This window comes from Streptomyces sp. NPDC048417 (assembly GCF_040651615.1).
Classification (GTDB): Bacteria; Actinomycetota; Actinomycetes; order Streptomycetales; family Streptomycetaceae; genus Streptomyces.
On record NZ_JBEZKI010000004.1, the window covers coordinates 164,917 to 191,195 of the forward strand.

The following is a 26,279-nucleotide window of genomic DNA, read 5'->3' on the forward strand; positions in this document are numbered from 1 at the left end:
GGGGTCCGGATGAAATGAACCGGGGGTGGCAGTCCAGCCAACTCCCTGCGCAGATACATCATTTGGGCTCTGCTCGCCCGCATACTCCCTTGGGTCCCTCAAGGCCCTACAAGGGAGGCAGAGCATCATGGCCCTCACCACCCGTCGCAGAGCCCTCACCACCCTCGGCGCCGCCCTCGCGGGCGCTGTCGTGCTGCCCGGCGCGCAGGCCTGGGCGGGCGGCGGTCATCGCGGCCCGCGTCCGCTGTGGCGCGCCCACGCCCACAACGACTACGAGCACACCCACCCCCTCTTCGACGCCCTCGGCCACCGCTTCGGCAGTGTCGAGGCGGACATCTTCCTCGTCGGCGACCAGCTGCTCATCGGCCACACCGCGGACGACCTCGACCCGAGCCGCACCCTGGAGTCCCTCTACCTGGACCCGCTGGCCCGGATCGTGAAGGCCAACCACGGTTCCGTGTACCGGGGTTGGCGCGAGCCGCTCCAGCTGCTCATCGACATCAAGACCGAGGGATCGTCGACGTACCTCGAACTCGACCGGCACCTTCGGCGCTACCGGCACCTGTTCACGACGTACGTCCACGGCCGCGTCGTCCCCGGTGCCGTAACCAACGTCATCTCCGGTGACCGTGCCGCGCGTACGCCGATGGAGGCGCAGACCGTGCGCCGGGCCTTCTACGACGGCCGGCTCACCGACCTCGGCACCTCGGCGCCCGCCTCCTTCGTCCCACTGATCAGCGACAACTGGCAGCTCAACTTCACCTGGCTCGGGGAGGGCGCGTTCCCCGAGGCCGAGCGGCAGAAGCTGCGTGCCATCATCGGCCAGGCGCACGACCGCGGTCAGACGGTGCGCTTCTGGAACACCCCCGACGTGGCCGGGTCCGCCCGCGACGCGCTGTGGAGCGAACTGCTCGCCGCCGACGTCGACTACTTCAACACCGACGACCTGGCCGGCCTGGAAGCCTTCCTGGACACCCACCGGGGGTCGTAACACCACCCGAACGGGGCACGTGTCGACCGCACGGGCCCACCCTCCGCTACGCCACACTTGCGGCCGAACGCCCCGAAACGGGCGTGGCGGAGGAGGTTCGCGATGGCCGTTTCCATCTCTGTGGTGCTGCTGCTTCTGTTCCTGGCCGTGCTCTTCATGCGCCAGGGCGCGCTGAAGATCTCGCACGCCCTGGTCTGCATGCTGCTCGGCTTCTATCTGGCCAGCACCAGCATGGCGCCCACCATCAGCAGCGGGCTCACCGCGACCGCCGACCTGGTGAGCAGTCTGCGGCCCTGAGCCGGACGCCCAGGGCCGCAGACGGAGCGGTCCGGTCGGCGGCTCGCGGTCAGGGAGTCGAGAAGACCCCGATCCCGTTCGCCACGGGGCGTTCCGGGCTCTCGGTCGGGTGGTTGAGCACGCTCACCGCGTCGTCGCCCGGGGTGCGGGCCACCAGCGTCGTGGAGCCGCCGCCGTCCAGGCTGAACGCGTCGACCGCACCCAACCTCCGCATTTCGCCGGCCACTTCGGCGATGGTCAGGCCGCTGCGGTAGGCCACCGCGCCGTCCAGCGCGAGCAGCAGGAGCTTGCGCCCGCCGCTCGTGTAGCCGGCGGCGGTGCGTACCGCCGTGGTGGTGTCGTCGAGGCCGGCCAGCGGTTCGCCGCCGCGCAGCACCGGGTAGCCGCCGACCGCGAAGCGGTAGGGGACCTTGGCGGCGGACGCCACCAGCTGCCTGCGTACCGTGACCCGTTCGCCCTTGGCGAGCTCGCGCAGCTTGTCCGCGCCGGCCTCCCGGCCCAGCAGGACCGTCGTACCCGCAGCGATGGCGCCGCCGCCCGGGCTGGTGGCGGTGTCGACGACCCTGCCGCCGCGGATCCGCACCTCATAGGTGTCCGTGCTGCAGCCGGCCGCCCGGCTGGTGTCCGAGCCGCAGGTGGCGCGCTTGCGGGAGGCCGAGCCCCAGGCGGCGGTGTAGGCGCCCACGGAGTCCTGCGCCAGCGCGTACTGGTTGAGCCCCCGCAGCGCGAGGTTCCCGTCCGGGGTGCGGACGGTGCCCACGAGCGTCAGCCGGTCCAGCCGGGCCCGGCGGTCCACACCGACGCCGAGGACCTCGGTGGTGTCGGTGCCGGGCGGCAGCGACGGGCCGAACCGCTGGGCCGTCGGCACCGCCGCCTTGAGCAGCCGGCCGTGCGCGATCGCCGGGCCGACGCTCGCGCCGGTCACCTCGACGCCCGGGTGCTGGGTCTCGGTGATGTTGAAGAAGTCACCGTTCACGCCGGCGACCGCGCCCGCCGTGTCCGCCATCGTGGACACCGGCGACCGGGCGGCCACCGCACCCGGGTGGAGGAGGTCCACATGGACGTGCGGATCGGTCAGGTCGACGGTCAGCAGATGGGCGTGGACCGTGCCCTTGGCCGCCGTGACGTCGAACTGCCGGTAGGTGACGCCGGACGCGATCCGTCCGGTGTCCGACACGGCGCCGGCCGGTGCCGCCCCCGTGAGGGCCGCACCGGCCAGCACGCCGGACGTCGTGAGAATCGTGAACAGAGTTCGGGTCGTCGCTGCAAATCGTCTCTGACGATGCGTCACCGCACCCCCTGATGTCTCGTCAAGTACCTCAGGACTCAGGGAAGTGCAGCAGAAGAGAGTGACCGGCAGGGCGGCTAGACGTCGACTACGCGCGAACGGGTGAGAAAACGCACCCCCTCGGGTGCCTCCAGGGAGAAACCGCTTCCCCGTCCGGGTACCACGTCCACGATCAGCCGGGTGTGGCTCCACGCCTCGTACTGGCTCCGGGACATCCAGAAGGTGACCGGCTCCTCGACGCCGTCCACCGCCAGCTCGGCCAGCAGCACGTCCGAGCCGCCGGTGCGGAACTCGCCGTCGAGGTAGCACATCGGCGCGCTGCCGTCGCAGCAGCCGCCGGACTGGTGGAACATCAGCGGGCCGTGCTCGGCGCGCAGCCGGCGCACCAGCTCGGCGGCCTGCGGGGTCAGCTCGACACGCGGCGGCGCTGTCTGGTCGTCCATGGTCACCCTCCTGGGGCCGGGGTGTCGGATCCCCTCAGTCTCACCTCTTGTCACCGGCCGGTCCAGAAGCGGTCGTTGACTACTCGGTACGCAGCGCCGTCGTCGTGCGGACGCGCGCCGCCCAGCCCGCGGGGAGCAGCGCGCCGAGGACCGCGATCGCCGTACCGCCCAGGGCGAGGAGCAGCAGCTCGGGCGCCCGGTAGACGTCGAGGACCACCTCGGGCAGACGCAGTCCGGCGCTGTCGCCCATGGCGGGCATGACCGTGCGGTGCACGGCGAGACCCAGCGGGACGCCGAGCACCCCGCCCGCCAGCCCGGGCAGCACGACCGAGGCGATCACCAGCGTCACCGTCTGCCGGGGTGTCATCCCGAGCGCCTTGTGGATGCCCAGGTCCCGGATGCGCTCATGGGTGTCGAGGACGACCCCGCCCAGCACCCCGAGTCCGGCCACGGCGACCAGGATCACGGTGAGCGCCACGGTGAGGGAGTCGAGGGCGACCACCGCGTCGCTGCCGTTGACGGACTTGGCGTCGGTCGCGGCGACGCCGAGTGTCTTCAGTGCCTTGCCGAGATGCCTGACGTACGCCTGCACGTCGGTGCCCGGTGCGAGCCGTACGGCGTGGTCGGCCGGGTGCAGGCCCGGGGCGGCGGTCCGGAGCGTAGCCAGGTCCGTGAACACGCGCATGCCCTGCTGGCCGGTGTCGAAGACCTCGCCGACGATCCGGATCCGTACGGGTGAGCCGTTCACGTCGAGGGTCACCGTCCCGCCGACCTCGGCCCCGCTCGCGGTCAGGAACGGGGCCGGTACGACCGCTTCGCCCGCCGAGCGGATCCAGCGCCCCGAGACCATGGTGAAGCCGCCCCAGGAGGCGTCCCCGTCGTAGGCGATCACCGGGACGCTGCCCGTCACGCCGGAGACCTTGGCGTCGGTCGTGACGCTGCCGTACTGGTCGCGGGTGCCCGGCTGGGCGGCGATGGCGGCCTTCACGGCGGCGGCCTGGGCTGCCGTCACCTGTGGCGCGCCCATCGGGACGGGCCTTCGAACTCCCGGCCGCTCGGCGCTCACGGTCACATCGGCCGCGTCATGGTTCTTGGCCGCGATCACCTCACCCAAGGACGCGGCCATCCCGACGGAGAAGGTGACCGCCGCCGCGCCGAAGACGACCGCCGCGACCATCGAGGCGGCGCGGCCCGGCCGGTGGAAGGGCCGGGCCAGACCGAGACCGACCGGTCGTGACACCGGCAGCCGCGCCGCCAGCCGGGCCGCCGGGCGCCCCCGGCCCGCCGCCGGGGTCCGGCCGACGGCCAGTGCGTCGACCGTGCGCAGCCGCCCCGCCCGCCAGGCACTCACCCACGCCGTGCCCGCGACCACACCCAGCACTCCGCCGACCACCGCCAGATCGACGCCGGCGGAGACTCCGAGTCCGACCGAGCCGTACACGGCCGCGGTCTGGGCCAGCAGGGGCGCGGCGAGCAACTGCCCGGCGACCACGCCGAGTCCGCTGCCGAGCGCGGCCGGCACGAGCGCCTGCGCGACATGGGCCCGGACGACCTGTCCCGGAGTGCAGCCGATCGCCTTGAGGACGCCGATCCGCCGCAGCCCGGTGCCCACCGCACCGGCGACCACGTTCCCGACGACCAGCGCCGACATCACCAGGCCCAGCACCCCGAAGGCGGCCAGGAACGGCACGTACAGCGCGGTCTCGCGGGTCGCGAACTGCCGTACCGAGAGCCAGGACTGGGTACCGGACAACGCGCCCTTCGGTGCCGTGGCCGCCACCGTCGCGCGGTCCTGGGCGACTTGGGCCTTGGTGGCGGCGCGGTCGAAGCGGAACAGCATCTGGTAACCGTCCGGCTGAGCGGACTTGGTGAGCCCGGCGAGCTGCGCGGGCACCACCCAGGCCTCCGCGGTGCGGCTCACCGAGCGGGCCGTACCGACCACGGTGAGCGTCGGGCTGCCGGGCAGGGCGGAGAACTCCAGCGTCTGCCCGAGGCGTACGGGCGGCGCGTCGGAGTCGGCGGCCAGCACGATCTCACCCTTCCGCCGCACCCACCGGCCCTCCATCACCGTGACCCGGTCGACCGGCCCGCCGGGATCCGCACGTCCGACGACCGACAGCGCGCCCCAGTGGTCCGGCGTGACGGTCGCTGTCGGGAACGGACCCGACGATGCCGTCACCCCGGAGGCACGGGCGGTAGCGGCGGCTTGGGCACTGGTCGCCCGGCGCGCGTCGAACTGCGCGGCGAGCTGCGCCCCGTGCTGGCGGGCGAACGCCTTGTCGAAGGGCGCCCGCGAGGCGACCAGCAGCGCGCCGGCAAGCACGGACGCCGTCACCGCCAGCAGCGCGGCCAGCGCGATCACCAGCGTCTGCGTACGGCGGCGGCCCATGCCCGACCGGACGACCCGGACCAGGGCGCTCATCGGACCACCTCCGCCGTGACGTCGGTGGCGATCCCGCCGTCGGCCAGGTGGACCGTGCGCCGGGTGCAGGCCGCCGCCAGCCCGTGGTCGTGGGTGACCAGGAGGAGGGTCTGGCCGTCGTCGTTGAGCTCCTGCAGGAGACGGCTGACGTCCGCGCCGGACGCGGAGTCAAGGGCGCCCGTCGGCTCGTCCGCCAGCAGCAGCGCGGGACGGTTCATCAGCGCCCGGGCCACCGCGACGCGCTGCCGCTGCCCGCCCGACAGCCGGCCCGGGTAGGCGGTCGCCTGAGCGGCGATGCCCAGTGACTCCAGCAGCTCGTCCGCCCGGCGGCGGGCCTCGCGGCGTCCCGTTCCGGCGAGTTGGGCGGGAAGCACGACGTTGTCGGCGACGGTCAGGTCGTCCAGCAGGTTGAAGAACTGGAACACCATCCCGACCTTCGTCCGCCGGTAGCGGGCCGCGCCGGCCTCGCCCAGCCGGTCCACCCGCACCCCGTCCACGGTCACCGTGCCCTCGTCCGGCCGGTCGAGTCCCGCGATCAGGTTCAGCAGCGTCGACTTGCCACTGCCGGACGGTCCCAGCACGGCGACCGCCTCACCGGGCGCCACGGTCAGGGTCACGTCCAGCAGAGCGGGTGGTCCGGCGTCGTAGTGCCGGGTCACGTCCCGCAGTTCGATCAGCGGTGCCGTCATCAGGAAGTCTCCGTTCGTCGGTGGCCGCCGACGCTAGGGAGCCGGCCGGGGCGGGCACGACGGCCGCCGGGCGTAATCGCCGTACCGTGCCGGAAGTACCCGGCCCGGGGTCATCCCTGAGATGTAGTCGGGGGAGGGATGCCCGGGCGGCGGCGCACGCCGAGAATGGGGTGATGACGACTACGCGGGCCGGGGAGCCGCTCCCGGAGCGGGTGCGGGCACGGCTGTGCGCGCTGGCCGAGCCGAACGGCCCCACGCCCACGCCCACCGTACGCAACAGGCTCTTCGACGCCGCCCTGACCCTGGTCGTCCTCGTCTCCTCGCTCGACTACGCGACCGGCGATCTCGACGAGCAGTGGCACACGCACAGCACGACGGCTCTGGTCTGCCTGGTGCTCCTGGCCTCCGTACCGCTCGCCTGGCGCCGCCGCTACCCGCTGGCCGTGCTCTGGATCGTGCTGGCGGCGAACGCGCTCACCCCCGGCGACGTCACCCGGCTCACCTTCTACGCCTGTGTCATCGCCGCCTACAGCGCGGCCGCCTACAGCCCCTACCGGACGGCGGCGACGGCCACCCTCGCGCTGGCCGTGCTGCTCACCTTCACGATCGGTAAGTCGGTACCGCACAGTCCGTTCGGAGTCGAACCCACCGTCCCCACCCAGTACGTGCCCCTGATGATCTCCGCGCCGCTGGTCGTGGCCACCGTCGGTCTGCGCACCTGGAAGGTCCGGGCGGCCGAGAGCCGGATCCGGCTGGTGGAGGTCGAGCGGCGGCAGGCCGAGGCGCTGCGCAGCGCCGTGGCACACGAACGGGCTCGGATCGCCCGGGAGTTGCACGACGTCGTGACGCACAACGTCAGTGTGATGGTCATCCAGGCCGGCGCCGCCCGTAAGATCATGGACAGTTCACCGGAGCTGGCGCGCGAGGCGCTGCTCGCGGTGGAGGCGGGCGGCCGTACGGCGATGGGGGAGCTGCGGCAGGTGATGGGGCTGCTCACGATGGACGACCCGGACGAGCCGGAGCTGTCGCCGCAGCCCGGTCTGGAGGGGCTCGGGGCCCTCGTCGACGGCTTGCGCGGCGCCGGTACGCCCGTCGAGCTGACCGTCTCCGGGACCGTCCGCCCGCTGCCCGGCGGTGTCGAACTCACCGCCTACCGGGTGGTGCAGGAGGCGCTGACCAACACCCTGAAACACGCGGCCGGTTCGAAGGCGAGCGTGCGCGTCGAGTACGGCGCCGACGAACTGCGGGTCGAGGTCACCGACTCCGGCGGCACCCGCGGACCGGGCGCCACCACGGGCAACGGGCGCGGGCTGATCGGGCTGCGCGAGCGGCTCGCCGTTCACGACGGCATCCTGAGCAACGGACCTCGCCCGCTGGGCGGTTACCGGATTCGCGCCCTGATTCCCCTGGAGACCGCGTGAGTTCATCGGTGAGCCCGCCACGGGTCGTCGTCGTGGACGACCAGGCTCTGGTGCGCACCGGCTTCCGGCTGATCCTCACCGCCGACGGCATCGAGGTCGTCGCCGAGGCCACCGACGGCCACCAGGCCGTGGACGCGGTCCGGCGCACCCGGCCCGATGTCGTCCTGATGGACATCCGGATGCCCGAGCTGGACGGCCTGGAGGCCACCCGCCGCATCCTGGCCACCCCCGACCCGCCCCGGATCCTGATGCTGACCACCTTCGACCTCGACCGGTACGTGTACGCGGCGCTGTCCGCCGGGGCCAGCGGCTTCCTGCTCAAGGACGTCACGCCCGAGCACCTCACGGCCGCCGTCCGCATGGTCCGGGACGGTGACGCGCTGCTGGCCCCCGCAATCACCCGCCGTCTCGTCGAACGTTTCGCCCGGGCCGGCGCCGACACCGCGGCCCTGCACCGCGACCTCGCCCACCTCACCCCACGCGAACTCGACGTCCTGCGGCTGCTCGCCCAGGGCCTGTCCAACGCGGAACTCGCCGCCCGCCTGCATCTCTCCGAGGCCACCGTCAAGACCCATGTCTCCCGGGTTCTGGGCAAGTTGTCGCTGCGCGACCGCGCCCAGGCGGTCGTCGTCGCCTACGAGACCGGACTGGTCACCCCGGGCGGCCGGTAAGTTCCCCTTCTCACACGGCGGTTGGGACAGCGGACCTGGTCCGCCGGACGACCCGGCGGAAAACCGCGCGCGGGCCGTCCGGTCGGGCCGTCACACTGACGTGATGATCGGCGAGAAAATCACCTACCGCATGGCGGACGGCATACGCGTTCCCGGGACCTGGCGCCATGCCTTCATCCGCAACGGCGACTACTTCCTGACCGACCTGTTCATCTACGCGGACGGGCTCGTCAACTGCTGGGGTCTGGTCACTCTGGAGGAGTTCGAGGAGAAGCTGCGCAGCGGCTGGGTGGCCACCGAACTCCCGGACGGGGCACGGGCGTCCTCGCACGAACTGGCCGCCTGGAAGTTCAGCGAGCCGCGCATGTGGCACACCCCCGAGCAACTCCTGGGCGAGGTACGCGACACCATCGACCAGCTCAACGGCCGCCCGGACTCGACGGGACGCTGCCTGGCGGCGGTGGACGCGTTTCTCGCCGACCGCACCGAGGCGAAGCGGGCGGCCGCCCGGGACGCCTACCTCGCCATTCCGGAGACCTCGCGTCGCTACGCGCTGGGTGACATGGACAACAAGGACTGGCCGTTGCGGGCCCTGGTGGCCGGGCCGGGCGGGCGCCTGGACGGACGGCCCGACGAACCGGTCACGCAGGAGGCGTACGACAGGGCCGTCGCGTATTTCGAGGACCGGGCGACATGGGCGGCCGGACGGGCCTCGCGGGTCCCGGCCGACGGCCCCGAGAAAGCCGTGGCCCCCGCGATCCACCTGTACCAGAGCTATCCGCACAGGCCGTCCGACAACCCGGGCACGGACGCCCTGCGCAACGACTACCCGGCACCCGTCGAGGCCGACGGCGTCACGTACCCGTCGGTGGCGCACGCCTACTGGGCCCTGTCCACCGCCGACGCCCAGGCCCGGGCCGCGATCGCGGCGGCGGACAGAGCCGCGGTCGCCCGTGGACTCGCCGCCGAGGTCCCGCGGCGCGACGGCTGGGAACAGGCCCGTACGGCCGTGCTGACCGCGCTGCTGCGTGCCAAGTTCGCCCGGCACCCGGCGCTGGCCGAGGTCCTCCTGTCCACGGGCGACGCGACCCTCGTCTACGACGACGCGGACTCCGCCTACTGGGGCGACCGTTCGGGCAGGGGCCGCAACTGGACCGGTCGGCTCCTCGAACTCGTCCGCTCCGAGCTGCACGCCGCACGCGCGGGAATCGATCACCGGATCTGACCTCGGCGGGCGGGAGCGGCCCGGCGGACGCGCCCGCACCCCCGTTGACCCGAGCACCTCCGCATCCATAGCCTCCGCGTCCATAGCCGCTGTCTCCATATGTAGATGTAGTCTCTGTATGCAGGCATCATTCACGGACATGAGAGTGACGCTCGGTTCACAGGGGAACCGGCTTGCCTCTACTCGTCGCCGTCCTCGTCGGTGTGGCCGCCGCGGTCGGTGTGGCCGTGGTGTGCAAGCCCCACTCCCGTAAGGACGTTCGCCCATGAGTCAGCCCGTCGTGACCCGCTTCTCCGTGTACCCGGTGGCAGGCCGGGACTCCATGCTGCTCAACCTCTCCGGCGCCCACGCCCCGTACTTCACCCGCAACGTCCTGGTCGTCGAGGACTCCGAGGGCCGGACGGGGCTCGGCGAGGTGCCCGGCGGGGCGGCGATCACCCGGACGCTGCGGGACGCGGAGCCCCTGGTCGTCGGCGCACGGCTGGGCGACCACAAGCGGGTGCTGCGGGCCGTGGGGGAGGCGTTCGGCGGCCGGGACGCCGGTGGCCGCGGCGAGCAGACCTTCGACCTGCGGACGACCGTGCACGCCGTCACCGCCGTCGAGTCCGCCCTCCTCGACCTGCTCGGCCAGCACCTGGAGGTGCCCGTCGCCGCCCTGCTCGGCGACGGCAAGCAGCGCGACTCGGTACGCGTCCTCGGCTACCTCTTCTACGTCGGCGACCCCGACCGCACCGACCTGGACTACCTCCGCGAACCCGACGCCGCTGTGGCGTGGCACCGCATCCGCCGCGAGGAGGCCCTGACCCCGGAGTCGATCGTCCGGCAGGCCGAGGCGGCCTACGACCGCTACGGCTTCCGGGACTTCAAGCTCAAGGGTGGGGTGCTCGCGGGCGCCGAGGAGGTCAAGGCCGTACAGGCGCTGAAGCAACGCTTCCCCGAGGCCCGAATCACCCTCGACCCCAACGGCGCCTGGTCCCTGCGGGAGGCCGTCGAACTGTGCCGGCCGCTGCTCGGCACCCTCGCCTACGCCGAGGACCCCTGCGGGGCCGAGGACGGCTACTCCGGGCGCGAGATCCTCGCCGAGTTCCGCCGGGCCACCGGTCTGCCCACCGCGACCAACATGATCGCGACCGACTGGCGGCAGCTCACCCACGCCCTGGCCCTGCAGTCGGTCTCCATCCCGCTCGCCGACCCGCACTTCTGGACCCTGCGCGGATCCGTGCGCGTGGCACAGCTCTGCCACGAGATGGGGCTGACCTGGGGCTGCCACTCCAACAACCACTTCGACATCTCCCTGGCCATGATGGCCCACTGCGGTGCCGCGGCCCCCGGCGACTACAACGCCCTGGACACGCACTGGATCTGGCAGGAGGGCCGGGAGCGCCTCACCGTCGCACCGCCGAGGATCGTCGACGGCGAGGTCGCCGTCACCGACGCCCCCGGGCTCGGCATCCGCCTCGACATGGACCGGCTGCTCGCGGCCCACGCCCTCCACGAGGACCAGAACCTCGGCGCGGGCCGCGACGACGCGACCGGGATGCGCTACCTCGTGGACGGCTGGACCTTCGACGCCAAGCGGCCCTGTCTGGTGCGTTAGGGGGTAGCCGGCGGCTCAGCCCAGCAGGCTCGGGTGCGGCTCGGGCGGGCCGCCCAGCGTGTAGCGCTCGGACCGGGGGCGGGAGCCGTCGATGTCGGTGACCCCGAGCAGCGCACCCATCTCGGCTCCGATCAGTGCCCTGCCGGAGAGGGCCATCAGTTCTTCGGAGGAGTACAGGGCCGCGATCACGCGGCCCGTGAACTGGGGCGACTCCCGCTTCTCGGCCGGCCGGTCCTGCTGGGGCAGGGTGTCCAGGTAGGCGCGGGCGCGCTCGGTGTCGACATGCCCCATCCACAGGGAGACCGCCGCGACGTGGTGCGGCCGCAACTCCTTGGCCATGTCGGCCGCGAGCTTGTCGGCGCCCGCCTTCTGCGCCCCGTACACCGGACTGTGGTGGTACGACACGGCACCGTAGTGGCCGGTGTTGACGATGAGACCGCGGCCGTTCGTGATCAGCAGCGGTGCCGCGTGGTAGCTCGCCACATAGTGCGAGCGCAGTCCGACCGTCAGCAGGTCCGCTGCCTCCAGGGGCCTTTCCCAGAACCCGACCGACGCCGGCGTCCCGACGACTTTGGCGGCGTTGTTGACGAGGATGTCCAGCCGTCCCTGGTCGCGCCGGACGGTGTCGAAGAGGTCCGCCACCGCCTGGTCGTCCCCGTGGTCGACGACCACCGGGACCCCGGTGCCGCCTGCCTTGTCGACCAGGGCCGCGGTCTCCGCGACGGTGCCTCCGTACGGCGAATCGGAGGCCGACCGGCTGCGGCCGGTCACGTAGACGGTCGCCCCATGGCCGCCCAGTGCCTCCGCGATCCCCCGGCCGGCGCCCCGGCTCGCTCCGGTGACGACGGCCACGATCGGCCTGCTGTCCGGTGATGCCATGGTGCTTCTCCTCTTGCTGGACGCGTGTGACCACAGGCGTGGAACACGTAACCGGACACGGTGTCCGCTTACGTTCTGGACGATATGGACACCGTGTCCGGTTGTCAAATAGGATGATTCCCATGAGCACTCCGCCCCTCGATGCCAAGCCGCTGCGAGCGGACGCCCGCCGCAACTACGAGGCACTCGTCGCCGCGGGGCAGAAGGTCTTCAGCCGTGACGGCGCGGACGCCCCCATGGACGACGTCGCCAAGGAGGCCGGGGTGGGGCGCGGCACGCTGTACCGGCACTTCCCCAGCAGGGAGCACCTCTTCGTCGCGCTTATGAAGGACCGCGTCGACCTCCTGGACGCGCAGGCCCGTGAGCTGCTCGACGCGCCCGACGTGTGGCAGGCGGTGGCGCAGTGGCTGCGCCTGTACGACCGAAGCGCTGCCGAGCTCGGCGGGATGAGCATGCGCGTCGGGGCCTGTCTGACCGACGACCGGTCCCCGATGGCCGCGGTGGGTGCCCCGATGAAGGCGAGCTTCGCCCGACTGTGGGCCCGCGCGCAGACAGCGGGCGCCGTACGGGACGACGTCGCGGCGGATGAGGTCCTCGCCCTGATCTCCGCACTTCCCAGGCTCCCGGAGCAGGAGGTCTCCGCGGACACCTTTCTCGACGTCGTGCTCCGGGGCCTGCGCCCTTGGAACGGCTGACACAATGAGGTGTGTCGCCGCCGACAGCCGTGCCTGATCGGCGAGTTGGATTCAGCGACCGTCGGATCCGCCGGCGCGCTGCCTCGGGGACCGTGCCGTGCGGGCGTTGCTCCGCGACCGCCCTCGCCGCTTCGGCCGTCATTCCTGCTGCGGTTTGCCCATGCCTGCGCGGTAGGTGCCGGGGGTGATGCCGACCGTCTGGGCGAAGGTCTGGACGAAGGCGCTGGTTGTCGCCCATCCGCAGGCGTGGGCGGTGTCGGTGACGGCGGCGCCCTCGGCGAGCATGACCATCGCGGTGAAGATCCGGACACGGGTGCGCCACTGGGGGAAGGTCATGCCGAACTCGTCGCGGTACAGGCGGGAGAGGGTGCGCTCGCTGGTGTGCACGCGGGCGGCGAGCTGGGCGAGGGTGCAGGGCTGGTGCAGGTCTTCTTCGACGAGGCGGCAGGCGTCGGCCAGTCGTCGGTCGCGGGCTGCGGGCAGGGCGACGGGCTGGGCTGTCACGCGGCGCAGTCGGTCACGCAGCACTGCTTCGATGTGCCGGGTCTCGGACTGCGTGAGGGTGGTGCCGGCGAGCGCGATGAGCAGTTCGCGCACCAGAGTGTCGACGGCGATGACCGTGGGGCGTTCGGCGTCGAGCAGGGGCGTCCTGCCGTGGGCGGGGAAGCCGACGGTGTGGAAGCGACTCCGGCCGTAGAAGCGGTGTTCGTGCCAGGTGTTCGCCGGAATCCACACGGCCCGGTCGTCGGAGGCGATCCAGGAGCCGTGTTCCGTGGTGATCGCGAGCACGCCCGAGCTGACGTAGATCAGCTGGTGGTCGTCGTGCCGGTGCCGGTCGATGGTCTCGCCGCCACCGAGGAACCGGGTAGTGGTCGGCGCGACGGGCTCATGGCGGATCTGCGACATGGATAGGCAGAATACGGGAAGCGCGCCTGGGGTGTCCCTGTCCATCGTGAGTGTGTGACAACGATCCAGGAAACAAGTACTCCCCGTGAGGCGGATGGTCCGCCCGGACACTGGCGCCGGATGCGGATCTGGGCCGGCGCCCATGCCGTCGACGACTTCTACCAGGGCCTCGTACCCGCAGCGGTCCCCTACTTCGTGCTGCAGCGCGACTTCAGCTACGTGCAGGCTTCGGGGCTGGCACTTGCCGCGACGCTCGGCAGCGCATTGCCGCAGGTGCCGATCGGGCTGCTCGCCGACCGGTTCCGGCTGCGTTGGATGTCGCCGCTGGGGGTCAGCCTGGCGGGTATCGGGGCAGGCCTGTCCGGACTGACGCCCTCCTACCCGCTGGTTTTCGCCCTCCTGCTGATGGCGGGTGTCGGTATCGCGATGTTCCATCCGCCCGCGGGGCGCGACGCACGCCGTGCGGCCGGGGGCAGCGCCACCGCGATGAGCTACTTCGCCGCGGGCGGCAGCGTGGGGTTCTTCGTCGCCCCCGCGCTGGTCACACCGGCCCTGGACACCCTCGGGATGGGCGCGACCGCGCTGTTCGTCCCGCCTGCCGTCCTCATGGGCTTCGTCCTGCTGCGCCACCACCGCACCTCCGATACGGCGGTCAAGAAGGTGCGGCGCCAGGGCAAGGACCGGCCAGGCCGGTTCGCGGCCCTGACCGCCGTCGAGATCGTGCGGTCCACCATCTCGACCGGACTGAACACCTTCATCTCCCTGTACTGGATCCGCCACCTGGAGGCGAGCAGCGGCCTCGGTGGTCTCGCCCTGACACTCGAACTCGGCGGCGGTGTGGCCGGCACGTTGCTCGGCGGGCAGCTGGCGGACCGCATCGGCATGGTGCGCACCGTACAGATCGGCAACGCGGCCATGCTCCCCGCCCTGTGGCTCATGCTGATCTGCGACGACAAATACGTCGCGCTGCCACTCGCGCTGCTGGTCGGCCTGATCTCGAACATCCCGTTCGCCGTCCTGATCAAGCTCGGCCAGGACTACCTGCCCAGCCGGCCCGGGACCGCCGCCGGCGTCACTCTCGGCCTCGCGATGAGCGCCGGCGGACTGTTCATGCCGCTGCTGGGCGTCATCGCGACCCACTACGGTCCCCGAGGCGCACTCGCGGTACTCGCCACCGTGCCGGTGCTCGCGATGGTGCTCTCCGCCTTCTTGCGCGAACCGGTCCAGGACGAACCGGTGCCCGCCGAGGACACACCCCTCACCGCCCCCTGAACATTCCGATCAGACGCGCGCTGTTGCGCCCGGCCCCGGTGCGCGAGCAGCCGTGTACCCGACGAGCCGCGCAGCGACGACTACGCCGCGATGGGAGAGAGGCCGGCCGGCTTCCTCGACCGCCTCGCCGCGGCCTTCGCACCGCAAGGGCACAGGCGCCGACGGCGAAGTCCCCACGGCCCGGACAACGTCCAACTCGCCAGTCACGCACGGCTGTCAGCGGCGATACACCTCATTGTGTCAGCCGTTCTTAGGGGCACGGGACTGGCAGATCTGCAGATCAGTCCATTCAGTCCCAGCCATTCGTTTCCGTCTCTGGCAGCCAATCGTTGCCAACGGGGCATAAGCGCTTGGCGTCCCCGTATGTGCCACTCATCTGTGTTTCCGCTGCGGGGCACCCCAGCGGTCGTTGCCTGGTCGGCGGAATGCTTCTCCTCGAATTCGATGGGGCTGAGGTGGCCGAGCCGTTTCTGGATGCGGCGGGGATTGTTCGAAGCTGTCGACGTACGCAAAGAGCGCGAGGTTCGCCGCGGCCCGGGTGGTGAAGACGCGGCTGCGGATGCACTCGGGTGGTGTCGGCTTCAATAACCCAGGCCGCGTGTTGGCTCCAATGACCCAGACCGCGTGTGGTTATATCGTGACAGCGAAGGTGATGGCGATGGCAACTAGCCCGCCGTCATCGGCCATTTGGCGACACGTGCGCAAGGTCGTATCGGCGCTGTGAACCCCGCATGGTGAGCAGACCCTTATGGGGGAGAAGTGATAGCAGGCCAGTCGGGCGCCGGTCCTCAGTGGCGGCGCGATCACCTAGTCCTCACCTTCTGTTTCAACCCCTGACGCCTCCGATGCGCATGAGGGCAAGAAGGTCAATCGCGGTCGTTCGAGCAGGTCAGGTCTCGGTGCCGGGTGATGGCGGACATCTACTCCACAAGCAAGGGGAACGCGTTTCATGAACGATGGCGACGAAAATGCGCGTGCGGGGCGACCGCTCGGGAAATTGAGTAGGCGACGCCTTCTCCAGGGGACAGCGGGCACTTTCGGTGCCGCTCTGGCATCCGTCGGCATCTATGAGATGATCGACACCATTGCAAAACCGCCGTCCCGGCCCGCTGACACCGACAGTCCGCCCAGTCAGGAACAATATATCCTGCAGAACGAGCAAGTGGTCATGGTCAATGGCTCGGGCGTGAAGAGCAGCGATGGCACGATTGCGGTCCGGGTGCCGGCCCTGCACGATCATGTCATTACCGCAAGGCTGAATGTGTCGGCGAATGCCAAGGCGTTGCAGGAGGCGCAGCACCACCTCGAGTCCGTCCTCCTGGATCTGGAACGCCAATTCCCGCCCACTCCCACAGGAGTGGCCACCACGGTAGCCTGGGGACTTCCCTACTTCCACCACTACGTCCCGACCCTGGGCAAGACGTCGGATTTCTTCAGGGCGGGAACACCTTACCCGGCGTATCTGCCGGTCGATTTGGAGACCTCCAAGACGGAGGGCCGTACTGTATATGCGCTGCAGGAGGCCAGGACGTTCCCCAGCGACCAGCCCCCGCCTGGCTTCGGGTCGGTCCGCTTGGAACAGAACGACGTGGCCGTGCTACTCCGCAGCGACTCGCTCGCCAATATCAAGGCGGCCAGCAACGTCCTCTTCGGGTCTGGAAGCAACCGCGCGGGCAGCCTGTTCACGGTGACGAGCATCCGCCAGGGCTTCTCCGGGGGCGGTTTCTACGGGCAACAGGGTCTGCCGAGCAAGCTGGCGCTGGCAGCTGGCATCCCCGGTGCAAAGTCGATTCCTCGAGAGGCGCAGGGATTCCTCGGCTTCGCCACCACCTTGGATTCGAATATGGGACCTGACGTCATCGCCAATCTGGAGACCCTGCCCGGCCTCACCGATCAGTGGCCCAACGGTTACTTCAAACAGGGCACCACAATGCATCTCTCGCATCTGTTTCAAGACCTGGTGACCTGGTACGAAAAGAACTTCCCTCAGTACGCGGATCGCGTTGAGGCAATGCTCCATCCCGGCCTCTCACCCGCGCCCGCGCCGGGTACGCTCGCCCTCCAACCGCCAGGTCAGAGTGAGGCCGAAGTGGCGCAAGGGGTCCAGCGGTACCACGCGTACGGCCACACCGGGAGCATGTCGGAGGTGGACAGCACCACATCGCCGAAGACCAGCAACTACGGAAAGGCCTACCCCACGGGGACGACCATCCCCGTGCGCGGCGATTTCGATACGCTGGACAATCCATTCCACTACACATCCGACCCGACGGCAGACCACTACAGCAAGAAGCGGGCCGCCGGATTGCACTTCATTCAGTTCCAGCCGACGACGGCAATCTTCAATCGCGTGCGGCTCTCGATGGACGGCCACTATTCCGACAGGACACTCCCTGTCGCACCGCGCAGCCCCCACGCCGGTATCAACTCGGTCCTGCACACGACCCACCGGCAGAACTATCTGGTCCCACCACGTCGCCATCGCTCCTTCCCGCTCGCCGAGTTCCTTGCCTGACACGAGCCGCGCGCCGCGCCTCAAGAGCTCGCGACACGATCTTGTTGAGGTGCCCAGGTTGGGCGTGAGCGACGTCGTCATTCGGCCGTTCGGGAAGGGTGAGCTCTCGGCCGTGGTTCGTGGACGACGACTTGTGGGTGCTGATCGAGCCGCTGCTGCCGTCCTGGCCCCGCCCATTCCGACCGGTGAACGCACCACCAGCAGTCGCAGCGCGGCCGTGTGGTCCTGCGCCGGGGCGAGCGCCTCTGACGATGCCGACGGCGGCGCCGATGTCCTCCAGGCCGACCGAGGCGTAGCCGCGTTCGGCGAACGGTTTGGTCGCCACGGCCGGCAGGGCCTCCTGGCGGGAGCGGTGCGTCAACGCCTTCCCACCGCCCGGGCGTTCGCCGACGTACTCCCCGAGGTCGAAGGGAGGTCCGCCGTCGCGACGCTGCGTATGAGGCTCGCGATGAGGCCCGGGCAGCCGGGCGAGGGCGGCTCCGCATGCTGGGAATAGCGGGGTCAGGCGTGAGTAGGAGCCCGCGCGAGTTGATGGAGCGGGGTGCAGGAGGGGATCTGGGCCACTGAGGGCTGTGGGGCTTGGTCGGTAGCGTTGTGCGTGGACGCAGCGGTACTCCTCACAACTCCTCACACGCTCGGCGAGTCCATACGGGAGGGCCCGGCATCGCCCCCGCTCGGTCCGGCCGGGAATGCTGCGCCTGTCCTGGCCGGCCTGATCCCGAAGACACCCTCGGCGGGTGCCCTCGGGAACGGTCTGCCGTCAGGCGCCCTGTACGGCCGACGCCTTCTCGCCGGCGGTGTGTCCCGCCGCCCGGAGCGTCGGCTGCCGCCGGGGCGTGCGCAGCAGGACCACCGCGACCAGCGCGGCCAGCAGGGTGAGGCTCCCCGCTGTGATCAGGCACAGCCGCATCCCGTCCAGGAAGGAGTCGCCGAGCGCCCCCAGCGCCTGCCCGGTCTGTGCTCCGAGGTCCAGCTCGGCGACCGCGCCGAGACCGTCCGCCTGCGCGGCCGAGACGACACGGTCCTGCGTCGCGCCGGTGACCCCCGCGTCGGTGAGGTGACCGGGCAGCGCGTCGAGCGCCCGGGTGGTGAGCAGCGCGCCCAGTACGGCCGGGCCGAGGGCACCGCCGACCTGCCGGAACGCGTTGTTGCCCGCAGCGGCCATGCCGGCCAGGTGGTGCGGCACGGAGGCCACCGCGGTGGCCGTCATGGGGGTCATGACGAAGCCCATGCCCAGGCCCAGCAGCGCGAGCCGCCAGGCGGCCGAGGCGAAGGAGGTGTCGGCGGCCAGCCCGGTCAGCGCGAACTGGGCGGCGGCGACGAGGAGCAGCCCGCCGGTGATCATCACGCGGGCGGACACGCGGTGCATCAGCCGCCCGGCGGGACCGCCTACCAGCAGGGACGAACCGGTGACCACCAGCAGGCGCCACCCCGCGTCCAGGGTGTCCAGCCGCTGCACCATGCCGAAGTAGAGGCTGAGGACGAAGAAGAACCCGATCAGCGCCAGGAAGCTGATCATCGCGACCAGTGTGGTGGCGGTGAAGGCGGGGCTGCGGAACAGGCTCAGGTCCAGCATCGGGCTGTCGCTGCGCCGTTCCACCAGGACGAAGGCGGCACCGGCGGCCATGGCGGTGAACAGTGCCACCATCACCCTGGCGTCGGTGAACGAGTCGGCGCCGCCCTCGATCACGCCGTAGACCAGCGCGGTGATCGCGAGCGTGGCGGTGAGCTGGCCGGGCCAGTCCAGCCGACGGCCGTGCGGAGCCCGGGAGTCGGTCAGCTGTCGGGCCGCGACGGCGACGGAGAGCAGCGCGACCGGGACGGCCGGCAGGTAGATCCAGCGCCAGGAGAAGTGCGCGACCACCACACCGGCGATCACCGGACCGACCGCCAGGGCCGCCATCAGGCACGTCGCCCATATGCCGATGTACTTCCCGCGCTCGCGGTGGTCCGGCACCACGTGGCTGATCAGCGCCAGCGTGGTCGGCAGCAGCGCGGCCGCGCCGACGCCGGCCAGCGCCTGCCCGGCCCAGACGACCTCGACGGAGTGCGCGCACAGGGCGGTGACGGCGCCCGCCGCCGAGAAGAGCAGGCCGGCCTGGAAGACCTTCTTGCGCCCGTGGACATCCCCGAAGACGCCCGCGGTCAGGATGAACGCGGCCATCGGCAGCACGAACGCGTCCTGCACCCACGACAGTTGGGCCGTCGAGGCGTTCAACGCCCCCTGCAGGGCCGGCAGGCTCACGGCGACGGTGGTGACAGGAAGGTAGGCGACGAAGACGCCCAGGCAGGCCATGACGATCGTGGCCGCCCGCCGCTCGACCGGCGCGCTCGCCGGTGTCGTGACGTTCACGGAGATACTCCTTCGCGGTGCACCGCACCGCGGTCGAGGCCCCGGCGAACCCGGCGGCCTGTGTCGTACGGACTTCCGGTGGGAAACCCGCCGCCACAGCATCCGGTCCCGCTTGCGCGACTACCAACCAACCACCTCTCCAGCAGCAGAATCCTCCAGATCGCTCGGGCGTGGTGGCACACTTCCATCATGCTCGACGACGTGGACAGAAAGATCCTCCGTGCTCTGCAGTGCGCGCCCCGGCTGCCCTTCCGCCGGATCGGCGAGGTGGCGGGCGTCTCCGAGCAGACCGCCGCCCGCCGCTACCAGGCGTTGCGCCGCAGCGGCGCGCTCCGGGTGGTGGGCCTGGTCAACCGGCGGGTGTACGGCGCCGCGGAGTGGGTCGCGCGCATCCGCTGCCGCCCCGACCGGGTCGCCCCGCTCGCCGAGGCCCTCGCCCGCCGCCCCGACATCTCCTGGGCCCATCTGGCCTCGGGCGGCTCGGAGATCATCTGCATCATCCGCGCACCGCTCGACATGCCCCGCGAGGACGTGCTGCTCCGGCAACTGCCGAGGTCCGCCTCGGTCCTGGACGTCAGCATCGACCTGATCATCCACAACTACGACGCTCCCGGCACCGCCGGCTGGACCGGCTACGGCGACAACCTCGACCCCGAGCAGGTCCGGCGGCTGACCTCGGAGCGGCCGCCACTCACCCCCGGGCCCCCGCTCGCGCCGACCGACGAGGACGCCCCGCTGCTGGACGCCCTGGCCCAGGACGGCCGTACCACCCACACCCGGCTCGCCGAACTCACCGGCTGGTCCCTGTCCCGGGTGGCCAGGCGGCTGGAGTCGCTGGAGAGCGCCGGCACCCTCGAGTACGAGGTGGAGTTGCTCCCGGAGCGACTGGGCCACTGGCTGCACGCCGTCCTGTGGCTGCGGGTGGCCCCCGCCCGCCTCGAACTGGTCGGTGCGGAGGCCGCCCGGCACGACGAGGTCCCCTTCGTCGGGGCCATCAGCGGCGAGCACAACCTGATGGTCACCGTCATCGCCCGCGATCCCGAGGACTTCTACCGCTTTCTGACCACCCGGATCGCCGCGACCCCGGGCATCGACGGCTATGGCGTCAGCATCAGCGTCCACCACCTGAAGAAGGCGGCCTCCCTCATCTCCCGGGGCCGGCTGGTGCCCGCGTCCTCCGTCTAGACGGAGTCCCCGGAGACCACGGCGGACACGGGAAGCCGCCGGACCCCGTGCATCAGCAGGCCCGGTGCCCACTCCAGGTCGGCCTCCGGCACGGCCAGGGCGAGACTCTCCACGCGCTGGACGAACACGGTGATCGCGACCTCGGCCTCCATCCGCGCCAGCGGAGCGCCCAGGCAGTGGTGGACGCCGTGCCCGAAGGCGAGATGGCCGCCGGCCGGACGCCCGAGGCGGAAGGTGTCCGGCTCCTCGAACCGGGCCGGGTCCCGGTTCGCCGCCGCCAGGGAGACCAGCAGCATGTCCCCTCGCCGCACCGGCACCTCCCCGGCCCGCATGTCCTCGGTGGCGAACCGTTCGGTGGCGGTCACCACCGGACTGTCCAGGCGGAGGAACTCCTCCGTCGCCGTGGGGATCAGACCGGGATCGGCGCGCAGGGTCCGCAGCAGGTCCGGCTGCCGGGCCAGGCCGAGCAGTACGGTGCTGATCAGGTTCGCGGTCGTCTCGTACCCGGCGATCAGGAGCAGGAAGGCCATGCCGATCAGCTCCGGATCGGTGAGCCGGTCCTCGTCGGTGTCGACGGCCAGCGCGCTCAGCAGATCAGGTCCTGGGTCGGCCCGCTTGTCCGCGATCAGTTCCGCGAGGTACCCGCTCAGCCATACGTAGGCCTCCTCCCGGTCCGAACCGGCGACCGGCGCCACGACCTGCTCGGAGGCCCAGCTGAACCGGTCCTGGTCCGACAGTGGCACGCCGAGCAGCTCGCAGATCACGGAGATGGGGACGCGGGTGGCGAAGCCGTCGACCAACTCCGGTGTCTCCTGGGCCAGTACGGCCTCCATCGCCTGGGACGCGATCTCCCGGGTCCGCGGCCGCAGGGCCTCGACGCGCTGCGGTGTGAAGGCGCGCGCCACCACCTTGCGCAGCCGGGTGTGGTCGGGCGGGTCCACGGTCAGCATGTAGTCGACCCCGACCTCGTCCCGTACCCCGCTCATCAGCCAGCCGGGCTCAAGGCCCGCGCGCTCGCTCCGCTTGGACACCCGCGGATCGGTGAGCACCTCGCGGGCCGCGTCGTACCCGGTGACGAGCAACTGCGGCGGAGCGCCGTCCGGTTCGCAGCGGTGTGCGGACGCGGAGTCCGTGAGCTTCCGCAGTACCGCATGCGGGTCCGCCTGGAACGCGGGCCCCTCCAGGACGGCTCGCAGCCGGCCGCCCGGGGTGTGTGTGGTCATCGACTTCTCCCGCCCGAACAAATTGCTTTCGTCGGCAAGCATTATGTTCAAGCGGGAGCGTGTCAAGGAACGTTGGGAATGACTGACGGTCAGAAACTGACCCTCGTACCGCCGTCGACCGTCATCATGGACCCCGTGACATAGGACGCGGCGGGCGACAGCAGGAACGCGGCGGTGCGGCCGAACTCCTCCGGAGTGCCGAGACGGCGCAGCGGGATGCCCGCGGCGGTGCGGTCGGCGTCGCCGGTGATCGACTGGAGTTCGAGGGCGCGGTCGGTCCCGATATGGGCCGGCACCAGACCGAGCACCCGCACGCCCCGGGGGCCGAGTTCCCCCGCGAGGGTCTTCGCGTAACCGGCCAGCGCGGGGCGCAGGGCGTTGGAGGTGGCGAGGCCGGGGATCGGTTCGTACACCGAGGTGGACAGGACGAAACCGATCACCCCGCCCTCGCCGAGCTGCGCGGCGACGGCCCGCGACAGCCGCACCGCGCCCAGGAAGCCCGACTCGAAGGCCGTACGCCACTGTTCGTCGTCGATGGCGTCCGTGGTGCCCGTCGGCGGGCCGCCGACGCTGATGAGCACGCCGTCCAGCCCCTTGAACGCCCCGTGTGCCGAGGCGATCAGCCGCTCCGGGGTCCCGGGGTCGGCGTTGTCGGCGACGACACCGACGGCCTGCCCGGGGCCGCCGAGCTCCGCCTCGGCCGCGGCCAGCGAGTGCGTGCTGCGCCCGCTGACCACCACCTTCGCTCCGCCGGCGGTCAGTTCACGGGCGGCGGCCAGACCGAGGCCGCGGGTGCCGCCCGTGACGATGTAGACGCGGTCCTTGAGTCCGAGATCCATCACTGCTCCCGTTACAGCATCGCCTTCTGGGGCTGGGTGGCCACCACGATGACGGTGGTGGTGTCCGCGGCCAGCGCCGCCTTGAACTCGCGTTGCAGGTCCTCGGTCGTGGCGACGTCAACCGCGCGGCAGCCGAAGCCGCCGGCCAGCGCGGCGATGTCGAGCCCGGGCAGGTCGAGCCCGGGGACGCCCGGGGTCTCCTCCAGCACGGCGAACGACTTGAGGATGGAGTACTCCTGGTTGCGCATCACGACGTAGACGATGGGCAGCCGGTGCTGCGCCGCCGTCCAGATGGCCTGCACCGAGTACTGGAAGGAACCGTCGCCGATCAGTCCCACGACCGGCCGGGCCACGCCCCGCTGCCGGTCGGCCAGGGCGACGCCGACGGCCGCCGGTGTACCCCAGCCGATGCCGCCGCTGGCCGTGGCGAAGAAGGAACCGGTCCGGGTGGTGGGCAGCCACTCGATCTGCTGGGCCATGGTGGACGTCGACTCGTTGACGATGACCGCGTCGGCGGGCTTGACGCTGCTCAGCGCGGCATAGACCTCCGGCGGGGTCAGCGGGCTGTTCGGTGCCTCCGGGAGCACCCGGGGACGCTCCATCGGCTGCGGAGCGGTCCGGGCGGTGCCCTCCTCGACCGCGCCCAGGAGCTGCTCGATCGCCGCCCTGGGGTCGCCCAGCAGGCTGTCGCCCACGCGCGCGGCCGCGGCGACGTCGGGGTTGCCGGTGATCTGGAGCAGCTCGGTGCCGTCCGGCAGGTAGGAGCCCGGGACGTAGGGGTAGTAGCGGAAGACCTCCGCGCCGATCACGACCACCAGGTCGTGTCCCTCCAGCCGGTCGCTGATGGTCTTCACCGACATGCCGAGCGGCCCGCGGAAGAGGGGGTGGTCCTCGGGGAAGGAGGCACGGTCGAGCAGCGGGGCGCCGTAGACGGCCGCGCGCAGTTTCTCCGCGAGGGCGACGGCCACGTCCCAGCCGCCGGCGCGGTCCACCTCCGGTCCGAAGACCAGCGCGGGACGGCTGCTGGCGGAGATGCGGTCGGCGAACGCACGGAGCCGGTCCGGGTCGGGCAGCATCCGGTGGCTGAAGGTCCGCATACGGGTGAAGCCGGACAGCGGCCGCTTCCAGTCGTCCATCGGGATGGACAGGTAGACCGGCCCGGCGGGCGGCTGCAGCGCCGTGGCGTAGGCCCGCAGGAACGCCTCCGGGACGTCCTCCGCACGGGCGGGTTCGTACGCCCATTTCACCCATGGCTTGGGCAGCGTGGTGGCCTCGCGGTTGCCCAGATAGGGCTCGCCGATCACCAGTTCGCGGTGCTGCTGCCCCGAGGTGACGATCAGCGGGGTGTTGCCGTGGTAGGCGGCGACCAGGTTGCCGACGGCATTGCCCAGCCCGGCCGAGGAGTGCACGTTGACCAGCGCGGGTCGGCCGGTCACCTGGGCGAAGGTGTCGGCCATGGCGATGACGGAGGCCTCCTGCAGGGCCAGTACGTAGGTGAAGTCCTCGGGGAACTCCTGCAGGAACGTCTGCTCGGTCGACCCCGGATTACCGAAGACGGTGGTCAGTTCGAGAGAACGCAGCAGATCGTAGGTCACGGTTCGGACGGTGGCTTGTTGGGTCATGGCAACCTGCCAGCTTTCGTGCCGGTTCCGGTGGGGGGATGATCCACCTCATCCTGACCCAGGCATGGCCGCCGCGCATTCCGTCCGATGACTGACGCGCCTGCTGATACGACGACTGCTTGCCGCCCACGGAGCGCCGGCCGCCTCCCGCAGTTCCGGCCTCAGTCGGATGACCGAAGGCGGAACCCGGCGGCCGGGCGGACCCTGGGGTCAGCCGTCGGGTGCGATGAACACCTTCATGACCTCGGCGGAGCGGAGGGCGTCGATGGCGCGCAGTGCTTCCCCGACCGGGGCGATCTCCGTGGTGAGGTCGTCGACCCGGACGGCGCCGCGGGCGAGCAGATCGATGGCGTCGTCGAACTCGGAGCCGTACACGAAGGATCCGCGGATGGTGATCTCCTTGAGCAGTACGACATCGGGGTCGAAGCCGCCGCCGGGCCCCCCGCCCACGTTGACCAGCACCCCACCGGGGGTCAGCAGCCGCATGGCCTCCGCCCGCGCCGCCGGGTTGCCCGAGCACTCGAACACCACGTCCACCGAGGACTCGGCGAGTTCGGCGCCGGATTCGGCCGGGCTCAGCGTCAGATCGGCGCCCGAGGCCGGGCCGAAGCGGCGGCGCTTCGGGGCCGGTTCCACGAGGACGATCCGGCCCGCGCCCCGGTGGGCGGCGATACGGCAGGCCAGCTGCCCGATCGGGCCGCCGCCGAACACCGCGACCGTGGCCCCCTTCAGATCGCCGGCCAGCACCGCCGCGCGCAGGGCCGTGGCCGTCGGCTCGACCCAGGCCGCCTCCAGGCGGCCCATCGACGCGGGCAGCGCCCGCAAGGTACCCGGGAAGACGGCCATCTGCCGGGCGAGGGCGCCGTCCGTCTGGAGCCCGAGCGCGGTCTCCATCGTGGCCTGCCGGCAGAAGTTGGGGCGCCCCGAGAGGCAGTACCGGCACCGGCCGCACACGTTGCCGTTCGGGTTGACGGCGACCCGCTGGCCCACCTCCCAGCCCTCGACCGCGTTCCCGACGCGGCTGATCCGGCCCGACGGCTCGTGCCCCATGACGAATCCGCCGCGGTAGACCTGCGGCATCTGCGGCGCATGCAGGTCGGTGCCGCAGATGCCGCACAGGTCGACCTCCACGATCACCTGATCGGGACGGAGCCCGGGCTCGGGCCTCGACTCCAGCACGATCTTCCGGTCCACACCCAGGACCACTGCTTCCATCACGGCCCTCGCCGCCCTTCCGCCGTTGCCGTGAGCGATTCCGCCCCCGTCCGATGAGGAGCCGAAATGCCCGTCTACACCTGCACCGCAGCACAGGGAACCCTGACAAGTGAGTCGAAGGCCGCGCTGGCTGCCGAGATCACCCGGATCCACGCGGCGGTCAACCATGTGCCACCGGCCTACGTCAACGTGATCTTCTCCGAGCCGCCGCCGGACAGCGTCTTCGCCGGCGGGGTGCCGGGGGCCCCGCTGATCATCAGCGGCTGGGTCCGGCGCGGGCATCCGCAGGAGGAGGCGACCCGGCTGGCGCTGGACCTGTCCGCCGCGGCCGCCCGCGTCACCGGGGTGGCGGAGAGCCACGTCATGGTGGTGCTGGAGGACAGCCCCGCCAGGTCCGCCGTCGAAGGCGGCCAGGTGCTGCCCGAACCGGGCACGGAGCAGGAGTGGCTGGCCCGCCGCGGCGAGGCCTGACAACGGACGGCCGTGCTCCGTGGCCCGGCCGTGTGTCGACGGCACCCCCACCGCCGGCAC

22 protein-coding genes are annotated in these 26,279 nt (G+C 71.3%); 11 read left to right on the forward strand and 11 right to left on the reverse strand.

Going from position 1 to position 26,279, the window contains the following annotated elements:
- Positions 1-127: 127 nt before the first annotated feature.
- Positions 128-991: a phosphatidylinositol-specific phospholipase C/glycerophosphodiester phosphodiesterase family protein gene (locus AB0D59_RS07845; protein WP_362562149.1), complete on the forward strand. Its 864-nt coding sequence runs from the start codon at positions 128-130 to the stop codon at positions 989-991.
- A 102-nt stretch (positions 992-1,093) separates the two neighbouring features.
- Entirely contained in the window at positions 1,094-1,288 is a 195-nt protein-coding gene (locus tag AB0D59_RS07850) for a hypothetical protein (protein ID WP_362562152.1), read from the forward strand.
- Positions 1,289-1,337: 49 nt separating this feature from the next.
- On the opposite strand, the gene AB0D59_RS07855 is transcribed toward AB0D59_RS07850, so the two are convergent.
- From AB0D59_RS07855 to AB0D59_RS07870, 4 genes are all read right to left on the reverse strand, one after another.
- Entirely contained in the window at positions 1,338-2,510 is a 1,173-nt protein-coding gene (locus tag AB0D59_RS07855; RefSeq protein ID WP_362562155.1) for a phosphodiester glycosidase family protein, read from the reverse strand.
- A 143-nt stretch (positions 2,511-2,653) separates the two neighbouring features.
- Positions 2,654-3,019, reverse strand: coding sequence for a DUF779 domain-containing protein (locus AB0D59_RS07860; protein ID WP_351733646.1), 366 nt, complete (start codon positions 3,017-3,019; stop codon positions 2,654-2,656).
- Positions 3,020-3,098: 79 nt separating this feature from the next.
- Positions 3,099-5,441: an FtsX-like permease family protein gene (locus AB0D59_RS07865; RefSeq protein WP_362562158.1), complete on the reverse strand. Its 2,343-nt coding sequence runs from the start codon at positions 5,439-5,441 to the stop codon at positions 3,099-3,101.
- Positions 5,438-6,130 (reverse strand): ABC transporter ATP-binding protein, encoded by a 693-nt coding sequence (locus AB0D59_RS07870; RefSeq protein WP_362562161.1) that lies wholly within the window; start codon positions 6,128-6,130, stop codon positions 5,438-5,440. Before AB0D59_RS07870 ends, AB0D59_RS07865 begins: the two co-directional genes overlap by 4 nt.
- Positions 6,131-6,303: 173 nt before the next feature.
- Here AB0D59_RS07870 and AB0D59_RS07875 point away from each other — a divergent pair, with 173 nt between their 5' ends.
- The 4 genes from AB0D59_RS07875 (at position 6,304) to AB0D59_RS07890 (ending at position 11,044) form a co-directional block, all read left to right on the forward strand.
- Positions 6,304-7,551: a histidine kinase gene (locus AB0D59_RS07875; protein WP_362562163.1), complete on the forward strand. Its 1,248-nt coding sequence runs from the start codon at positions 6,304-6,306 to the stop codon at positions 7,549-7,551.
- Positions 7,548-8,222, forward strand: coding sequence for a response regulator transcription factor (locus AB0D59_RS07880; protein ID WP_362562166.1), 675 nt, complete (start codon positions 7,548-7,550; stop codon positions 8,220-8,222). Before AB0D59_RS07875 ends, AB0D59_RS07880 begins: the two co-directional genes overlap by 4 nt.
- Before the next feature lie 103 nt (positions 8,223-8,325).
- Positions 8,326-9,447, forward strand: coding sequence for an NADAR family protein (locus tag AB0D59_RS07885; RefSeq protein WP_362562169.1), 1,122 nt, complete (start codon positions 8,326-8,328; stop codon positions 9,445-9,447).
- Between the two features lie 265 nt (positions 9,448-9,712).
- Positions 9,713-11,044: an enolase C-terminal domain-like protein gene (locus tag AB0D59_RS07890; RefSeq protein WP_362562172.1), complete on the forward strand. Its 1,332-nt coding sequence runs from the start codon at positions 9,713-9,715 to the stop codon at positions 11,042-11,044.
- A gap of 15 nt (positions 11,045-11,059) precedes the next feature.
- Here the strand turns inward: AB0D59_RS07890 and AB0D59_RS07895 are convergent, their stop codons facing one another.
- Positions 11,060-11,923, reverse strand: a complete 864-nt coding sequence (locus AB0D59_RS07895) for an SDR family NAD(P)-dependent oxidoreductase (RefSeq protein WP_362562175.1) — start codon at positions 11,921-11,923, stop codon at positions 11,060-11,062.
- Positions 11,924-12,045: 122 nt separating this feature from the next.
- Between AB0D59_RS07895 and AB0D59_RS07900 the strand changes: the two genes are divergently transcribed.
- A complete protein-coding gene (locus AB0D59_RS07900; protein WP_362562177.1) occupies positions 12,046-12,618 on the forward strand; it encodes a TetR family transcriptional regulator in 573 nt (190 codons plus the stop codon).
- Between the two features lie 138 nt (positions 12,619-12,756).
- Here AB0D59_RS07900 and AB0D59_RS07905 read toward each other — a convergent pair whose 3' ends face one another.
- Positions 12,757-13,524, reverse strand: a complete 768-nt coding sequence (locus tag AB0D59_RS07905) for a helix-turn-helix transcriptional regulator (protein ID WP_362562180.1) — start codon at positions 13,522-13,524, stop codon at positions 12,757-12,759.
- A gap of 120 nt (positions 13,525-13,644) precedes the next feature.
- On the opposite strand from AB0D59_RS07905, the gene AB0D59_RS07910 reads away from it, so the two are divergent.
- A complete protein-coding gene (locus AB0D59_RS07910) occupies positions 13,645-14,796 on the forward strand; it encodes an MFS transporter (RefSeq protein ID WP_362562182.1) in 1,152 nt (383 codons plus the stop codon).
- A 949-nt stretch (positions 14,797-15,745) separates the two neighbouring features.
- Positions 15,746-17,311, forward strand: coding sequence for a hypothetical protein (locus AB0D59_RS07915; protein ID WP_362562184.1), 1,566 nt, complete (start codon positions 15,746-15,748; stop codon positions 17,309-17,311).
- A gap of 760 nt (positions 17,312-18,071) precedes the next feature.
- Here AB0D59_RS07915 and AB0D59_RS07920 read toward each other — a convergent pair.
- Positions 18,072-19,664: an MFS transporter gene (locus tag AB0D59_RS07920; protein WP_362562187.1), complete on the reverse strand. Its 1,593-nt coding sequence runs from the start codon at positions 19,662-19,664 to the stop codon at positions 18,072-18,074.
- Between the two features lie 189 nt (positions 19,665-19,853).
- On the opposite strand from AB0D59_RS07920, the gene AB0D59_RS07925 reads away from it, so the two are divergent.
- Positions 19,854-20,849, forward strand: coding sequence for an Lrp/AsnC family transcriptional regulator (locus tag AB0D59_RS07925; protein ID WP_362562190.1), 996 nt, complete (start codon positions 19,854-19,856; stop codon positions 20,847-20,849).
- On the opposite strand, the gene AB0D59_RS07930 is transcribed toward AB0D59_RS07925, so the two are convergent.
- The 4 genes from AB0D59_RS07930 to AB0D59_RS07945 form a co-directional block, all read right to left on the reverse strand.
- Entirely contained in the window at positions 20,846-22,072 is a 1,227-nt protein-coding gene (locus AB0D59_RS07930; protein ID WP_362562192.1) for a cytochrome P450, read from the reverse strand. The genes AB0D59_RS07925 and AB0D59_RS07930 overlap by 4 nt on opposite strands.
- A gap of 89 nt (positions 22,073-22,161) precedes the next feature.
- Positions 22,162-22,911, reverse strand: coding sequence for an SDR family oxidoreductase (locus AB0D59_RS07935; RefSeq protein WP_362562194.1), 750 nt, complete (start codon positions 22,909-22,911; stop codon positions 22,162-22,164).
- Positions 22,912-22,922: 11 nt separating this feature from the next.
- A complete protein-coding gene (gene mdlC / locus AB0D59_RS07940; protein ID WP_362562197.1) occupies positions 22,923-24,506 on the reverse strand; it encodes a benzoylformate decarboxylase in 1,584 nt (527 codons plus the stop codon).
- 237 nt (positions 24,507-24,743) lie between these two features.
- Positions 24,744-25,748, reverse strand: a complete 1,005-nt coding sequence (locus AB0D59_RS07945; RefSeq protein WP_362562199.1) for an alcohol dehydrogenase catalytic domain-containing protein — start codon at positions 25,746-25,748, stop codon at positions 24,744-24,746.
- A 66-nt stretch (positions 25,749-25,814) separates the two neighbouring features.
- Here AB0D59_RS07945 and AB0D59_RS07950 point away from each other — a divergent pair, with 66 nt between their 5' ends.
- Positions 25,815-26,219: a tautomerase family protein gene (locus AB0D59_RS07950; protein WP_362562201.1), complete on the forward strand. Its 405-nt coding sequence runs from the start codon at positions 25,815-25,817 to the stop codon at positions 26,217-26,219.
- Positions 26,220-26,279 lie beyond the last annotated feature (60 nt).

What these genes read in the sequence shown, in the direction of transcription:
- AB0D59_RS07910 (WP_362562182.1), top strand. Translation starts at nt 13,645, where the DNA reads ATGCGGATCTGGGCCGGCGCCCATGCCGTCGACGACTTCTACCAGGGC.
- AB0D59_RS07945 (WP_362562199.1), bottom strand. Translation starts at nt 25,748, where the DNA reads ATGGAAGCAGTGGTCCTGGGTGTGGACCGGAAGATCGTGCTGGAGTCG.
- AB0D59_RS07885 (WP_362562169.1), top strand. Translation starts at nt 8,326, where the DNA reads ATGATCGGCGAGAAAATCACCTACCGCATGGCGGACGGCATACGCGTT.
- AB0D59_RS07875 (WP_362562163.1), top strand. Translation starts at nt 6,304, where the DNA reads ATGACGACTACGCGGGCCGGGGAGCCGCTCCCGGAGCGGGTGCGGGCA.
- AB0D59_RS07870 (WP_362562161.1), bottom strand. Translation starts at nt 6,130, where the DNA reads ATGACGGCACCGCTGATCGAACTGCGGGACGTGACCCGGCACTACGAC.
- AB0D59_RS07950 (WP_362562201.1), top strand. Translation starts at nt 25,815, where the DNA reads ATGCCCGTCTACACCTGCACCGCAGCACAGGGAACCCTGACAAGTGAG.
- AB0D59_RS07900 (WP_362562177.1), top strand. Translation starts at nt 12,046, where the DNA reads ATGAGCACTCCGCCCCTCGATGCCAAGCCGCTGCGAGCGGACGCCCGC.
- AB0D59_RS07860 (WP_351733646.1), bottom strand. Translation starts at nt 3,019, where the DNA reads ATGGACGACCAGACAGCGCCGCCGCGTGTCGAGCTGACCCCGCAGGCC.
- AB0D59_RS07930 (WP_362562192.1), bottom strand. Translation starts at nt 22,072, where the DNA reads ATGACCACACACACCCCGGGCGGCCGGCTGCGAGCCGTCCTGGAGGGG.
- AB0D59_RS07845 (WP_362562149.1), top strand. Translation starts at nt 128, where the DNA reads ATGGCCCTCACCACCCGTCGCAGAGCCCTCACCACCCTCGGCGCCGCC.
- AB0D59_RS07850 (WP_362562152.1), top strand. Translation starts at nt 1,094, where the DNA reads ATGGCCGTTTCCATCTCTGTGGTGCTGCTGCTTCTGTTCCTGGCCGTG.
- AB0D59_RS07905 (WP_362562180.1), bottom strand. Translation starts at nt 13,524, where the DNA reads ATGTCGCAGATCCGCCATGAGCCCGTCGCGCCGACCACTACCCGGTTC.
- AB0D59_RS07925 (WP_362562190.1), top strand. Translation starts at nt 19,854, where the DNA reads ATGCTCGACGACGTGGACAGAAAGATCCTCCGTGCTCTGCAGTGCGCG.
- AB0D59_RS07865 (WP_362562158.1), bottom strand. Translation starts at nt 5,441, where the DNA reads ATGAGCGCCCTGGTCCGGGTCGTCCGGTCGGGCATGGGCCGCCGCCGT.
- AB0D59_RS07890 (WP_362562172.1), top strand. Translation starts at nt 9,713, where the DNA reads ATGAGTCAGCCCGTCGTGACCCGCTTCTCCGTGTACCCGGTGGCAGGC.
- AB0D59_RS07935 (WP_362562194.1), bottom strand. Translation starts at nt 22,911, where the DNA reads ATGGATCTCGGACTCAAGGACCGCGTCTACATCGTCACGGGCGGCACC.
- AB0D59_RS07915 (WP_362562184.1), top strand. Translation starts at nt 15,746, where the DNA reads ATGAACGATGGCGACGAAAATGCGCGTGCGGGGCGACCGCTCGGGAAA.
- AB0D59_RS07895 (WP_362562175.1), bottom strand. Translation starts at nt 11,923, where the DNA reads ATGGCATCACCGGACAGCAGGCCGATCGTGGCCGTCGTCACCGGAGCG.